Annotated in this window: 13 protein-coding genes; 8 read left to right on the top strand and 5 right to left on the bottom strand. The window is 57.0% G+C overall.

The genetic code is table 11. From position 1 onward, the window contains the following. Positions 1-59: 59 nt before the first annotated feature. Positions 60-344 (bottom strand): hypothetical protein, encoded by a 285-nt coding sequence (locus tag ACR3EL_RS10520; RefSeq protein ID WP_480721517.1) that lies wholly within the window; start codon positions 342-344, stop codon positions 60-62. A 123-nt stretch (positions 345-467) separates the two neighbouring features. Between ACR3EL_RS10520 and ACR3EL_RS10515 the strand changes: the two genes are divergently transcribed. The 7 genes from ACR3EL_RS10515 (at position 468) to ACR3EL_RS10485 (ending at position 7687) form a co-directional block, all read left to right on the top strand. Beyond that, positions 468-629 (top strand): DUF1328 domain-containing protein, encoded by a 162-nt coding sequence (locus tag ACR3EL_RS10515; RefSeq protein WP_170339293.1) that lies wholly within the window; start codon positions 468-470, stop codon positions 627-629. Between the two features lie 51 nt (positions 630-680). Beyond that, the gene (locus tag ACR3EL_RS10510; protein ID WP_170339291.1) at positions 681-2306 is read left to right on the top strand and encodes an acetolactate synthase large subunit; all 1626 of its coding nucleotides are present in this window, start codon (positions 681-683) and stop codon (positions 2304-2306) included. 70 nt (positions 2307-2376) lie between these two features. Further along, positions 2377-2877 (top strand): Dps family protein, encoded by a 501-nt coding sequence (locus tag ACR3EL_RS10505; protein ID WP_170339289.1) that lies wholly within the window; start codon positions 2377-2379, stop codon positions 2875-2877. Positions 2878-3001: 124 nt separating this feature from the next. Then, positions 3002-3376, top strand: coding sequence for a YidH family protein (locus ACR3EL_RS10500; protein ID WP_170339287.1), 375 nt, complete (start codon positions 3002-3004; stop codon positions 3374-3376). Between the two features lie 551 nt (positions 3377-3927). After that, complete coding sequence (locus ACR3EL_RS10495) at positions 3928-5460, top strand: phospholipase D family protein (protein WP_170339286.1); 1533 nt, start codon at positions 3928-3930, stop codon at positions 5458-5460. 393 nt (positions 5461-5853) lie between these two features. Then, positions 5854-6930: a PLP-dependent cysteine synthase family protein gene (locus ACR3EL_RS10490; protein ID WP_170339284.1), complete on the top strand. Its 1077-nt coding sequence runs from the start codon at positions 5854-5856 to the stop codon at positions 6928-6930. A gap of 640 nt (positions 6931-7570) precedes the next feature. After that, entirely contained in the window at positions 7571-7687 is a 117-nt protein-coding gene (locus tag ACR3EL_RS10485; protein WP_367646642.1) for an alpha/beta fold hydrolase, read from the top strand. Positions 7688-7880: 193 nt separating this feature from the next. On the opposite strand, the gene ACR3EL_RS10480 is transcribed toward ACR3EL_RS10485, so the two are convergent. Together ACR3EL_RS10480 and ACR3EL_RS10475 are read right to left on the bottom strand one after the other, a co-directional pair. After that, a complete protein-coding gene (locus tag ACR3EL_RS10480) occupies positions 7881-9206 on the bottom strand; it encodes an HlyD family type I secretion periplasmic adaptor subunit (protein WP_170339489.1) in 1326 nt (441 codons plus the stop codon). Beyond that, complete coding sequence (locus tag ACR3EL_RS10475) at positions 9203-10942, bottom strand: type I secretion system permease/ATPase (protein ID WP_170339282.1); 1740 nt, start codon at positions 10940-10942, stop codon at positions 9203-9205. The genes ACR3EL_RS10480 and ACR3EL_RS10475 overlap by 4 nt, the downstream gene beginning before the upstream one ends. A 213-nt stretch (positions 10943-11155) precedes the next feature. Between ACR3EL_RS10475 and ACR3EL_RS10470 the strand changes: the two genes are divergently transcribed. Continuing rightward, positions 11156-12715, top strand: a complete 1560-nt coding sequence (locus tag ACR3EL_RS10470; protein WP_170339280.1) for a fasciclin domain-containing protein — start codon at positions 11156-11158, stop codon at positions 12713-12715. A gap of 201 nt (positions 12716-12916) precedes the next feature. Here the strand turns inward: ACR3EL_RS10470 and ACR3EL_RS10465 are convergent, their stop codons facing one another. Beyond that, on the bottom strand, positions 12917-13951 hold the full coding sequence (locus ACR3EL_RS10465) for a zinc-binding dehydrogenase (protein ID WP_480721512.1): 1035 nt from the start codon (positions 13949-13951) through the stop codon (positions 12917-12919). 51 nt (positions 13952-14002) lie between these two features. Beyond that, positions 14003-14875 (bottom strand): TauD/TfdA dioxygenase family protein, encoded by an 873-nt coding sequence (locus ACR3EL_RS10460; protein WP_217358572.1) that lies wholly within the window; start codon positions 14873-14875, stop codon positions 14003-14005. Positions 14876-14975: the final 100 nt, after the last annotated feature.

Raw genomic sequence — 14975 nt, 5'->3', positions numbered from 1 at the left:
CCGAGCATGGCCGGCAATACGTATTCGATGCCCATATCGGTCGCGGTGTACCGCGTGTTCTAACCGCGGTCCGCCTTGCGCAACGCGAGGCCCAGCAGGACACCCACGCCCAACGCTCCGACCATTGCCAAGCCCGGGTTCTCGCGCACGAATGCGGCACTTTTCTCGGATGTCTGTGTCAGCTGCTTTTGCGCCTCGTCGCGCGCCGTCTTCAACGTGTCACGCGTTGCGGTTACGCCATCTTCCAACGCTGATTTTGCCTCCTTGGCCGCTTCGTCGATCCGCGCCGCCATCTCGACATGGGGAGTGTCCTGAGGGGCCTTCTTCGCCGTTTTCTGTGTCATGTCAGATCTCCTTTCATCGACCCAACGCGGGCGGTCGCCAAAGGTTCCACCAAAATGATCCGGAACGAATCTGGGGTTCCAAGCGTTGACCCCTCAGTAGTCACAAAAATGAAAGGAAATCCCATGTTGTCTTGGGCGCTGATCTTTTTCGCACTTGCTATCGTTGCTGGCATCTTCGGGTTTGGCGGCATCGCATCGGCCTCGGCCGGTATCGCACAGGTCCTTTTCGTGATCTTTCTGGTCCTGTTCATCGGTTCGCTGATCTTGCGGCTGATCCGTGGGTAAACTCCGGCGCATCCGCACTCCCTGAAACAGTACCCCGAGGTTCAAAGCCCCATGAAAGATGCCGTCCATACCCAAACCGCCGCCGAATTGCTGATTGCCTGCCTCGAGGCCAACGGCGTGACCTGTGCATTCGGTGTTCCGGGTGAGGAAACAACCGATCTGATCGCCGCAATCGACCAGTCGAGCATCGACTTCGTCCTGTGCCGGCACGAGCAGTCGGCGGCGTTCATGGCATCGGTTCACGGTCGGTTGACGGGGAACCCGGCGGCTTGCCTTTCGACGCTTGGACCTGGAGCGACCAACCTTGTCACCGGTGTGGCTGACGCCACGCTTGACCATGTGCCGCTGATCGCCCTCACGGGGCAAGGCGCGCGGTCCAGGCTGGGCCGCGAAAGCCATCAGATCATTGATCTCGAAGCGCTCTTCGCGCCAGTCACCAAGTCGAGCCGAACGCTGATGGTCGCGGATGAAATTCCCCAAGTCGTGGCCGAGGCCGTGCGATTGAGCAAGCTCGACAAACCCGGAGCCGTCCATCTTTCCCTGCCCGAAGATCTGGCCGAGGTCCCGATTCTGGCCGAACCTTTCGTGGCGCCGCCGCCAGCCGAGGTGCGACCGGCGGCCGATGCGGTCATCCGTTCCGCGCGCCTGCTGGCCGAGGCGAAAAAGCCCTTGATCCTCGCAGGACACGGGGTGATCCGATCCGGCACCGCAAGCGACGTTCGGGCACTTGCGGAAAGCCTGTCTGCCCCGGTCGTCACGACATTCATGGCCAAAGGCGTTTTGCCTCCGGGGCACCCGCTCTCGCTGCATTCGATCGGTCAGCCGGGCAAGGAGTTGGCATCAGAAGCCTTCGACCTGTGCGACCTGATCATTGCCATCGGGTTTGACCCGGTTGAATATCCACCCTCGAACATCTCGATGGGCGGTAAGAAGCCGGTACTCGAGATCACGGACGTGGCCTCGACTGTTGATGTGGACTGGCCGGTAAAGGCCGCTCTGACTGGGGATCTTCCGCACTGCATCGACGTTCTGGCCAAGGCCACCGCCGAACGTCCCACGCAAAGCTGGTTCAAAGGTCTCCAGCGGAGGATTGACGCCTCGCTGGAGGGTGGACCAACAGCTACAGATGCCGCCTGCGTCGCGCCGTCGGACATTTGTCAGGCGATTTCCGAGACGCTTCGCGAAAGCGACGTTCTGTTGTCTGGCGTGGGCCTGCACAAACTTTGGGTCGCCAGCAAGGTTCAAGCACGCCGAGCGGGTCAAATCATCATTCCGAACGGCCTGGCCGGTATGGGCCTTGCGCTGCCCGGAGCGATCGAGGCTGCCCGCCTGTTGGACGAGGGTCGGGTGATCGCCGTTTGCGGTGATGGGGACTTCCTGATGAACGTTCAGGAGATGGAGACGGCGGCCCGGTTGTGCGTGCCCGTGACTGTTCTGGTCTGGGAAGACAACGGCTATGGTCTGATCGACGAAAAACAGCCAGGTGCGCGCGAGTTTTCCTTCGGCAACCCCGATTGGGAGTCACTTGCCCGATCCTTTGGCTGGGTCTACCACGACATCGAAAGCCACAGCAAACTTGCTCCTGCTCTGCAGGCGGCTGCCGACGTCGCCGTTCCGACATTGCTGCGGGTGTCGGTCGACTATTCGGCTGATGGCGGGATGCCCACTGTCACCTGATTATTTTCGTCGAAAGTGGAACCAAATCCGCCTTTGGCCGTTTCTTCCCCAGTAGAAAAAAGGAGTTGTCATGACCGACGCATTGAACGTTGTCCCGAACGAAAACCCCGTTTCGACTGGCGTGCGCGACACCGCGCCCTTGGCCAAGGGTCTGGCTGATGTTCTGGCCGACACCTACCGGCTGACTTTCAAGACTCATGCGTATCACTGGAACGCGGAGGGCCCGCTGTTCTATTCGATCCACAAGCTGACGGAAGAACAGTACGAAAACATGTTCGCCGCCGCTGATGAGATCGCGGAACGCATTCGCGCGCTGGGCCATCTGGCGCCCTCGCGGATGTCCGACATCCTGGATTTCTCGGCCATCAAGGATCGCGAAGGGGACCTGTCCGCCGCCGAAATGATCGAAGATCTGGCTGCTGATCACGAGCGGGCGGCGCACCGCCTGCACGCCCTGACCGAGCTTGCAGGAAGGCGCAAAGACGTCGTGACGGAAGATCTGGCGACCGAACGTTCGGCATTTCATGAGCAGGCAGCTTGGATGCTGCGGGCGATCTCGAAATCAAGCTGACGCGGTGACCGGGCGCGTGTGTCGTTTTGCGACCCAACTGTGCGCGTTTAAGGTCTTGTGCAGGCTAGCCGAAAAACCGGCAAGCCTGCACATTCCGATCTGGTGACTAGTCCAAAGGGCGGCAATGTCTGAAAAAAACACGAAAAGCCAAAACTTGGCCGAGGAGCGGACCGACTGGGCCGAAGATCGCACCATTTTGGCAAATGAGCGCACATTTGCGGGATGGATGAGAACCGGAATGGCATGCGTGGCCATCGCCCTTGGCCTCAAGGCCGTATTTTCCGCCGTCGAGCCCGAGTGGCTGGCGAAAGCCGCAGCCACTCTTTTTGTGTTGATCTCGCTGCTGATCTATTGGGGAGCGTGGATGAACGCCCGCCGCGTGTATTCCCGATTGGAAGCGCACAGCGCCCAACCGGCATCTCGCTTCCACTTGCAACTGGTTGTCGGAAGCCTGTCCCTAGGTTCCGTCGCATGTTGCCTTGTGTTGTGGTTGGTTTAGACGCCCTTGTGCCGTCGTTGTTTGACTTCGTTTACGGTGCGGCCAAAGAAAGCCAACCCTAATTTCCCGCTTGCCTGATCCTCAGTTGCTCTGCCTGCACTGGTCCAGGAAAAATCCAGCTTTCGGCGGTCCAATGCCAGGGAGCAGTGCACTAATTTTTGTTTGTTTGTTTTGCAGCATCGAAATTTTGGGCTCGAAGCGGCCCTTCGCGGAATTGCTTTGTGACCGCTCATTGGAGCTATCGGCCGTTTGCCCAATAGCTCGGGCTATTTAGAACGCGTCGATAGAACGAACCCTGACTTCGCGCCCGTATATCTTGTCTTCTGTGCACATTCCAAATTCAGAGCTTCTGAGGTTGCGGTTTGCCTTGCGATTTTGGACAGGGTGCTTCGTCAGGCGATCAAATTTTTTAGTATGACAGGCTGACTGGCTTTGAGCCGCAATTCCTCTGGAACGACACGACTCCAAGAAACCTCCCCACCTTTCTCGGAACATACTTGCAATCGTGCCTCTTGGCGTAGTCACCTATGAGCGACGAGCGGAGGAAGTCGATGAAGCCTTGGACAATCATGTTTTGTGCGTTCTGCACATTCGCTCTTGTCGCTTGTACCCCGAAAGTTCGTACATATGAGAAGGTTAATTCGGTTTCATTTTCGGCTAGGACAAACAACGCACTTGGGCAGGCGGCGACCCGGCTTGGGGACCCAAAAGACGGCCGGTCCGGTGTCAAATTGATCAGCGACGGTGAACAAGCCTTGGTGTCACGGCTTCTACTCGCTGCAGCAGCTGAACAATCGATCGACGCTCAATACTACCTTTTGCATAACGACCCGACAGGTCATCTCTTTGCGGCCAGTCTTTTGCAGGCGGCGGACCGAGGCGTACGTGTTCGCTTGCTTTTGGATGACATGGACACATCCGGATATGACGCGATGACAGCCGCATTGGACTACCACGAGAATATTGAAATCCGTCTGTTCAATCCTTTCTGGCGCAATCAAAGCCTGATTATCGCCGGGCTCACGGATTTCAAGCGGATCAATCGCAGAATGCACAATAAGTCGATGACCGCAGACAATGTGTTCACAATTGTCGGTGGCCGGAATATAGGCGCCGAGTACTTCCTGGCACGGGAGGAAATGAACTATGCGGATCTGGATGTTCTGGCAGCCGGTCCCGTCGTAAATGAAGTTTCCAAAAGTTTTGACGAATATTGGAACAGTGAGTTCGCGGTTCCGGCCCGCGTGGTCGTCGGGCAACCTGAAGAATTTTCGCTTGGCCAAGCGCGAAGCAGACTGAATGAGCTCGTGGAGGCGGCAAAGCGGACCCAGTACGGCGAAGCTCTCAGAAAATCTGCAAGGGAGAGCTTTGCAGACGGCACGCTTTCCTTGGATTGGGTGCCTGCAAAACTCTACGCCGACCCGCCTTCCAAAGCCGCAGGGCTTGATAACTCAGATCCAATTCTCGCGTCGCAACTGCTGCCTTACTTCGAAGGTGCTGACAGGGAGGTCAATATCGTTTCGGCCTACTTCGTGCCGCGCAACAACGGCGTGAAGTGGATGACCGAACTGGAAAACCGAGGTGTCGAAGTCAAAGTCGTAACCAACTCGCTTGCTTCAAACGACGTAGCGCCAGTCTATGCGCACTACGCCAAGAAACGCCGGGCGTTGCTGCGCGGTGGGGTCGAGCTTTATGAATTGCGGCCTGACGCTTATCAGGTCCAACGTCGTGGAATAAACTGGGCTCAATCTCGGTCAGGTCTTCATTCCAAAGCGTTCGCTGTCGATGACCGATATCTGTTTGTCGGTTCGTTCAATTGGGACCCTCGTTCAGTCAACATTAACACGGAAATGGGCATTCTCATCGACTCTCCGGCGCTGACCGCACAAACCATGGGTGCTTTGGACGATGCGCTTCCAGCATATACATATCATGTGACGCTGGAGAGTGCTGGCCAACTTAAATGGAGAACCCGGGGCGAGAACGGAGAAGTTCTCGAATATGACTCAGAACCAACCGGTTCGGCATGGGATCATATCGTAGCTGGATTTTTCAGTATTTTGCCAATCGGCTCTCAGCTTTAGTGGCTTCGGAGAGGGCCTGTGAGAGCGGAGACGCGCAACCTCGCCCCCTATCCGGGAAATCGGTCGAGTGCTTGGAGTGAGCCACGTTCTCGAAGGTTCGGTCAGGCGCCCAGGTCAGCGCGTCCGGTTTACGGGCAAGTTTATCGATGCAGAAGGCGGCAGTCATCTCCAGGCAAATCGCTTCAATGGCCCTCGGCGGTCCAGACGATTGAGCCTAATGGCGGCAACTCTAGGGCAATCTAATCGATCAAGAAATTGGGTCACGCGTGTCTGACTTGCTCGTGCTTCGAGAAGGTCCGTTCTTCTGCTGTGCTGTCGACGTTCTATCAATTGCATCGCGCTTGTGGCAGTCTTCGTCGCATTTGAAGAAAAGTGGATAAGTAGGAGGGGCAGATGGAAATTCGAACCACATCGGGGCGCGGCCGTCTATACGACAGCGTCTTGGACACGGTCGGCAACACGCCGTGCATTCGCATCAACAAAATCGCGCCGGCCAACGTGACGGTCTACGTCAAGTTTGAAGCCTTCAACCCCGCGGGCTCGGTCAAGGACCGCCTTGCGCTGAACATCATCGAAGCTGGTGAAAGGGAAGGTCGGCTTAAACCCGGGCAAACGGTCGTCGAGGCTACCTCGGGAAATACCGGGATTGGTCTTGCGATGGTATGTGCCGCAAAGGGTTATCCGCTTGTGGTCACTATGGCTGACAGCTTCTCGGTGGAACGCCGCCGGTTGATGCGGTTTCTTGGGGCCAAGGTTGTGCTCACGCCTCGTGCGCTCAAGGGTTTTGGGATGTACTCCAAGGCCAAGGAGTTGGCCGAGGCAAATGGCTGGTTTCTCGCCAGCCAATTCGAGACAAGCGCCAATGCCGACATCCACGAGGCCACGACAGCGAGGGAAATACTAAGCGATTTCGAAGGAGAGCGGCTTGATTACTGGATCACCGGTTATGGAACAGGCGGTACCGTTTCGGGCGTGTCGCGCGTTCTCAAGCGCGATCGCCCTGACACCAAGATTATCCTTACCGAACCTGCAAACGCTGCGATTGTCGGGTCTGGCTACGTGAACACCCGCAACGAGGCCCATCAGCCCACTGAGAGCCATCCGGCCTTCGAGCCGCATCCCATTCAGGGCTGGACGCCCGACTTCATCCCGTATGTGCTTCAGGAAGCTCTGGACAATGCTTATTATGATGACCTGCTTCCCGTCGCCGGAGCGGATGGTATTGCCTGGTCCAGGCGTCTGGCCGCAGAGGAGGGGATCTTCACCGGAATCTCAGGGGGATCCACATTTGCCATCGCAATGGAAGTGGCCAAAAGCGCCCCGGACGGATCGGTGATGCTGGTGATGCTGCCCGACACAGGCGAGCGGTATCTTTCGACACCGCTCTTTGACGGGATTGCCGAAGATATGACGGATGAGGAACGAGCGATTTCCATGTCGACACCAACGGCGCAAATGCCGTCTGATTGAGCCAGGTCTCGTCGCTCATCGATCCGGGTATTAGACCGTTCGATCTGTAGCGTTGATGCCGTCTGAAATTCTGCGGACAACGTGGTTATGGCAATGCGTGGCTGCTCGACCAAACGCTCCGGTTGGGTCGCGCTGCAGAAGTTGAACCGACTTCAACGGATGGCTGCCGAGTGTCCTGTATCATCGCCTGTGCGGGTGCATACTGACCTATTGCGTTGATCGAGAAAGCCTGTCGTTGACCAATGATGTGCTACTTCGATGGAAGTACAGAAGTTGCACCTTTAACTGAACGGCTTTTGGGTGCCCTTGTGCACGGCGGATTGGGTGATGCAGCGCCTCCACGACCTCGGGCTGACGTGGCACCACCTTTTGGGGCGCTCGATGGGCGTCATGATCTCTCAGGAAATCGCCTGCCGCAACCGCCCATAGGATCGCTGCAACTTGGTTTCTGGATCGTGAAGCCGCACAAGGGTTTGAGCACTGCGCCGCCGTCGCCGCGCAAAGTAAACTGGCTGCAATAAACGCCGGCCTGGACGCTATGTACTCCTGGTCCGGAGAGCAGAACCTTAGCCAATTCCGGCAGGAAACACTTGTGCTTTGGGGCGATCGGGATCGGACTTATCCGTGGAGTCAGACTCATATGCTTTGGCAAGAAATCCCCAAGACCTCGCTTGCGGTCGTGCCGGGTTGCGCCCATGCGGTTCATGCCGAGAAGCCTGAACTATTCCAGCGTCTGGTCTCCGACTTTCTGGAGTGATGGGCGCTGCAGGCGGCAGGGTGCTCTGCAGGAAACAGCCGAGCTCAGGTTGATGAAGTTGCCTTGGCGTTTATTCAAGAGCGAAGCGGGATTATCTTCGTGCCAGTCGCAACACACAGGTTTCCCGTGCTGGGCCAGAAAAACCTAAGTCAATCGATCGTGGCTTGATTTGACGGCGACATAGGGCCAACACTCAAGTCTCACGAAACGCTTTCGCAAAATAGTCGCTGAACGGTTTGATCAGGTAGGCAATCGGTGTTCTGTCCTGCGTCCGTATGAAGGTTTCGACCGGCATTCCAGGGACCAGAGGTGTTTCCGCGGGCAGTTTTTTCTGCTCTCCGGCATTCAGTGCGATCTCGGCCGTGTAGTAGGTCTGGTTTGTCGAAGCCTCCTCGAACGCATCCGCAGAAACCAGGGTGACCCGTCCTGTCAATTCAGGCGTCTTGCGCTGATCCATGGCCGAGAAGCGCAAAACGACATCTTGTCCCACGAACATCTGGTCGACGTGAATGGGGTCGACGCGGGCACTTATGATCAGCGGACGATCCTGCGGAACCAGGTACAATACCGGATCGGCCGGTTTCACGACCGCACCAAGGCTGAAGATGTTCAATCCGTGTACGACCCCAGAGACCGGTGCCGTGATTTCAAGGTTTGCGATACGCTCTGCAATATTCGTCGTTTCCTCGCGCAACTCCAGTTCCCGATACCGTAGGTCCCTGAGGCGGGTAATGGCATCTTCGCGACGTTTGCTTTGCAATTTGAGGATTTGAATCTCGATTTCGGTCTTTCGCCCTTCGGATTCCGCGATACGGGCGGTCAGATCACCCATCGTGCCGCTCAGGCGTGCTTCTTCCCGTTGCAATGACAGGACGCGGGATGCGGGCGCCAATCCGCGTTCAAACAAGGACTCCTGATCCGTCAGTTCCTTTCGTATCAGGTCCAGCTGAGTGGCAAGCGCCAGTTTTTGAGCATCAATCCCGACAATCTGGCTGTCGATCTGACCAACCCTTTTGAGTTGCTGATCAATCTCCTGCGCGATGGATTCCTTGCGCGCCGCAAACAAACGTTCCTGACCATAGACCAAGTCCGCGATGTCGCTGTCCAAAGATGCGGCTTGCTGAAGTATGGGATCAAATCGGATTTCTTCGGTTCCGTCTCTTTCCGCCTCAAGACGACCACGGCGGGCCATGAGTTCGTAAAGCTCTTTTTCGGCGATCGCCAATTTGGTAGCAAGGTCATTGGATGCCAGCTTGATCAGGACGTCACCGGCCTCGACCAAGGACCCTTCGTCGACAAGTATCTCGGCGACCACGCCACCATCGGGGTGTTCCACAACCTGTTGATTTTGATCGACTTCAATTCGGCCGCTGGCAACGATTGCCCCGGCAATATTGGTCGTGAAGGACCAATATCCAAAGCCCCCAAGCAACAGTATCAGGCCTGCAAGACCCACGAGTACTGGTCCGCGCGCAGACCACGACAGGGACGAGTTGATGTCGGACCGTTCCGGTTTCATTTCAGGCCTCCCTGTCTGGCGGTTTTTGCGATTTGTTCGTGGTTGATAACGAGTTTCCGAAGCACGTCTTTCTTGGCGCCGAAGTCCCGGACGGTGCCGTTTTCCAGCATTATCAGCTTGTCGCATTCCTGGATTGCGGCCGGTCGATGGGCCACGATCAACACGGATTTTCCGTTTGCCTTGAACTCTTCAATTGCGCGATTGACCGCGGCACTGCCTTCGACGTCGAGGTTTGAATTTGGTTCGTCCAGCACGAGCAGCACGGGGTCTCCGTACATGGCGCGGGCAAGGCCGATACGTTGCATCTGACCACCGGACAGTTGCCCTCCGTTCGCCGATACGTAGGTGTCGTAGCCATCAGCGAGCCGCAGTATCATCTCATGCGCATCTGCTTTCTTTGCGGCTGCCACGACGGCGGCATCGTCCGGCTCGGGCGCCATTCGGGCAATGTTTTCGGCAATGGTGCCGTCGAACAGCTGAAACCGCTGCGGAAGATAGCCGATAAGGCTGCCAAGTTCGGTCGAGCCGTATTGATCCAGCGCGGCGCCATCCAGTCGGATTGTGCCGCTGTGCGGACGCCATACGCCAGTCAAGGATCTGGCGAGTGTGGACTTCCCCGCGCCGGATGATCCAATCAAGCCAACTGCTTCGCCTGGGTTCACGCTGAACGAAACGGATTTCAGAGCGGCTTGCCGTGAGTTCGGCGGAAAGACGGTCAGGTTTTGAACAACCAACTTGGCTTTGGGTTTCGGCAGTCGCGTATTCACACGTTCGGGCGGTACGGTGCCGAGCAGTTCGGCCAGATTGTCCCAGCCTCTTTTTGCGGTCTGAACCAACTGCCATTGCGCCACAAGCTGCTCCATCGGTGCCAGCGCTCGGCCCAGCAGGATTGAGCTGGCAATCATTGCGCCTGCAGTCAGTTCCCCCTGAAGCACAAGATATGCACCAACGGCAAGGATGGCTGACTGCAAAAACAACCGGAAAGTCTTTGTTACGTTCGCAAAGCTGCCGCTTACGTCAGCCGAGCGGATCTGCTCCTTCAGCGCCCGGTCGCGCAACGTCTTCCACCGCGTGAAGGTCGCATCGCGCATACCCATCGCCTCAACGATTTCGGCTTCGTTCCGCAGCTGGTTGGACATTGCTTCGGACGAGGCGACAGCACGGCTGGCATTCGACATGGGCCGTGCCGAAAAAACTCGGTTCAAACCCGTCAGTGCCAAGATGAGCAAACCACCCAACGCAGCAACAGCGCCAAGCCACGGGTGGAATATCCAGATGCCCAAGAGGAAAACGGGCGTCCAGAATACGTCGAAAAAGGCCATTGGAACCGGAGATGACAGAAGCCGCTGAACAGCCTCAAGATCGCGCAGGCCGGTTTCCGTTTGATCGTCCGGAGCGACCGAGGCCTTACGCTGCACAGCTTCGAAAACCCGACGGTCAAGGCGTGCCTGGAAACGCGCCGCGACGCGTCCGAAAATCCTTCCCCGAGCATATTCAAGCAGGCCCAGAATGCCGTACAAGAACGCAACAAGCACCGAGAGAGCGACCAGCGTTTCCACCGATCGGCTGCCCAATACCCGGTCGTACACCTGCAGCATGTACAATGGCCCGGTCAGCATCAGAAGGTTGGTGAAGCAACTGAGAACACCGACAAAAACGTACAGCCGCCAGCTTTCTCGACGCACTTCGCGAAGTTCCTGACGCCCCGTCTCGACTACGAATTTGGGTTTTCCCATTGGCCGTCACCTTTGTTCTCAACTGATGACCGATACGCTGATCTGACCCGGTTGGATTTCTTTTTTGGTTTCGGCCTCAGTGGGCGCGGGAACGATCCACACGGTACCGCCGGGGACATATCGTGATTCAGAAATATTTGATCCGAACGGCCTGTGCGCTCCGTACCAGCGGTAAGCCAATCATTGGCTTGCAAATCTCAGGTGGAGGAAAATATGACGACAATTGCAGGAATTGCCGCAGGAAATCCAAGCTTTAGCATTCTTGTCGCAGCAATAGGTTTTATCGATGACCAGAAGGGGACTGACTACCTTGGTGTCCTCAGTGGAACTGCCGGTGACCCTTCTGCGACCTACACGGTTTTTGCCCCGACAAACGCGGCATTCGGGCAGCTTGCAGCTGATCTGGGTTTTGCGGGCGACGTTACTGACACCGCAGCCGTAACCGCATTTCTGACCTCTCTGAACGAAGATCCGGTGGAAACCGCAACGCTGCTTGAGACGATCGTCACCTACCATGTTGCAGCTGGCACCCAAGGGTCGTCCGAGATTGCGTCGGCGGGTTCGGTGACCTCACTTCAGGGCGGAGTGATCGATGCGTCCGAACTACCGACACTTGGCGATCTGGAGCCGGACCTCATCAATCCGTCGCTGGTGCAGACAGACATCCTGGCGGACAATGGCGTGGTCCACGTGATTGATCGCGTTCTGCTGCCGATCGATCTGCCAGGCAATGACGCCCCGACGATTACGGAAACCGTTCTGGCGGTAAGCGGCGCATCCGGCTTTGACGAAAACGGAGGTGATTTCGACATTCTCCGAGAAGCTCTGATCGCGGCTGATCTGGCGGGCGCCCTTAATGACCCGAATGCCGACCTTACCGCCTTCGCGCCGACCGATGACGCGTTTATCGCGCTCTCGAACTCACTGGGATACGAAGGCAGCGATGAGGGCGGAGCGTTTGCATACCTTGTTGACGCACTGCGTTTGCTCAACGGCGGAAACGATCCCATCGAGCTGTTGACGACGGTGCTGACATACCATGTCTCGGGTGAAAGCCTGCAGGCCAGCCAGGTTCTGGCGTCTGAGGAAATCGAAACGCTCCAGGGCGGAACGATTGGTGTGGATGCCGAGACCCTTACCCTAGTCGATGCCGATCCGGACGTTCAGGATCCAAGCCTCATCGCGACCGACATTCAGGCGTCTAACGGTGTGATCCATGTGTTGAACGGCGTTCTGCTGCCCGCCGATCTACTGCAATCTGACGGTTCAGGGGCAGTCGATTTCGTCATCGGAGACGACGGTCGCGAAGTTATCCGCACAGGTCGGGACAATGACCTGATCGATGCCAAAGGCGGCAACGATATCGTTTTCGCAGGAAGTGGTGACGATCTGGTTCTCGCCGGTGACGGTCGGGACAAAGTTTTCGGCGGTAAGGGTGACGACACCCTGAACGGCGAGGGTGGAAACGACATCATCTTCGGCGGCCGCGGAAACGACGAGATCGCGGGCGGCGCCGGAAACGACAAACTCATCGGCGGCTCGGGCTCTGACAGCTTCGTCTTCGAACAAGGCGGCGGTCATGACACTGTGTTCGGCTTTCGCGCAGGTCGCGACAAGATCGACCTCAGCGCCTATGGCTTCACAGGTTACGAGGAAGTCGAGGATGCGATCAGCGGCCGTTTCTTCAAGACCAAGATCGATTTGGGAGACACGGAAATCTCGTTGTTCGGCGTCCGCGCAAGCAGCCTAGACGAAGGTGATTTCATTCTCTGATAGGCAAGCCCGCCTGGACCGACCAAAACTGTTTGGGCGGGCTTTTCTTGTTGAAACGGCTTCACAATATTTTTCGGGAACAGTGTTTTGGCGTGTGTGTGGCGACAGCCCGGGCAAACGACGTTACTCGCCTTAAGTTATTATTTTTAAATACTTTAACTATTTGGGTCCGCGTGCATCCTGCAAGGCACAGGCACCCAATCAAGGTCGAAAACTTGTGATTACGGCGGTGCCGGGCGAGGTCGGGCCACGCATCGCGCGAAGCTCACCGCTGGCATCCTCAAGGCGGACCTCTCGGGCCACCATCGGCTGTATGTCAACGTTACCCCGCTCGATCAGTCCAAGCAGACGCGGGTACTTCCAGGACGGCATGCCCCGGGTGCCATAAACCGAGAGCTGTTTGGAATATATCGCGCGCATGTTCATGCGCATCCAACCTTCACCCGACGGCATCCCAATCTGTACATGACGGCCCAAGATCGCGAGGCACTCCAGCGAAGCGTTCGTCGTTGTTTCGATGCCCAGAGCTTCGATGGAAACCTGCGCTCCTCCACCGGTGATATCCAGGATCGCGGTCGCCGCATCCTCTTTGGATGCATTGACCGTCGCGTCCGCGCCGTGGAGTTTTGCGTGCTCGAGTTTCTCATCGACCACATCCACCACGACAACCCGGCATCCCAGCATTTTCGCAAGCAAGAGAACGGACAGACCAATTCCACCGGTTCCATGGACGGCAACCCATTCGCCCGCAGCAACATCTGCTCGGTCCGTCAAAGCATGCCATGCGGTGGTGACGCGGCAGCCCAGGCCGGCGGCGAGGGCAGGGGAGAGTGTGTCTGGCAAGTGAACCAAGTTATGGTCAAAGGGCACCGCAACATATTCCGCATAGGCGCCCGGTGCGCCAAATCCGGGAACGATCTGGTTGGCGCAGGTATTCGACACTCCGGTTTGACAGGCATGGCAACTGCCGCACCCTAGGATGAATGGGGCGATGAGGCGATCACCCACTTTGTGTTTCGCATTGGACCCGGCCTCGACCACGGTGCCACAGTATTCGTGCCCTAGGATGGAGCCGTTTTGAACTTTCGGGTGGGCACCGGACCAGCCGTGGTAGTCCGAGCGGCACACGCCGCAGGCGGCGACCTCCAAGACCACTCCGTTGTTGGGGCAGGTTGGGTCCGGGACCGTTTCAATCGAAAGGTCCTCGTTGAACTCTCTGACGACTGCAGCTCGCACTTCGCGCTCCCAAAATGGTTTCTTCGACCGTGAAATCCCGTCCCGTCAGAACTAGACGGGTCGGTCGCCTTTCACGGTTACACGCCGCCCCTTTCGTTCCGCGGGCCAATAGTCCCAGATGGCACGATGCATACAGCAACGATTGTCCCAAAACGCCATATCGTTGAGCGACCACCGGAACCTGATTTGATAGTTGATCTGTTCGGCATGCTCGAAAAGCATGTTGAGGATCGCCTCACTTTCCTTGTCCGACAAGCCGATAATCTTCGTTGTGAACGTTCGGTTGACGAACAGCGATTTTCGTCCTGTCTCGGGGTGAGTTCTGACGATCGGATGAATTGCTTCGGGGCAATCAATATCGGCGTCCTTTTGGCCCCGGTCGCTGTACCGGCCCTTGTATATGTGCTCGGAGCTGTGGAGGGCGGACAGGCCGCCGAGCATGCTTTTGATCGGTTCGGACAGATCATCGTAAGCCGCATACATATCGCTGAACATGGTGTCCCCGCCGCAAGGAGGGGCAATGTGGATCTGAAGCATTGTTCCCAATGGCGGCGTCTCATCACATGACACGTCCGAGTGCCAGAACTCACCGTTGGCTACCTTTGAATTTTTGGTGGCATGGATCTCGAATATCTCCGGATACCCTTCCATCGTTGGGGCTGCGGGGTGTGCGTGGAGCGGCCCGAAGCGTTTCCCAAACTCGATGTGCTGCGCAGGCGGTATCTCTTTCTGCTCTTTGAAGAACAGAACCTGATAGGTGTGAAAGGCATCGCGGATTTCGGCGAACTGTTCGTCGGGCACAGGCTGGCTCAAATCGACCCCATAGATCTCGGCCCCGAGGTTCGGGGCGAAAGGCTTGGCAACGATGGACGTGTAGGTGTTGGACTTTGGGGCAACCATGGGGACCTCGGGGCGCTGTTTCATTGAGCATGTTTCGCGCAGGGTACAGATCAAAAAATGTGAACAAAAACGAAAATGATTTGATCCATCGGTGAAAATCTCTCACCTATTGTGGACCCGGACA

The sequence above is a fragment of the Ruegeria sp. BJ3 genome (assembly GCF_056535665.1).
This window is presented reverse-complemented; position numbering and strand designations above follow the sequence as displayed.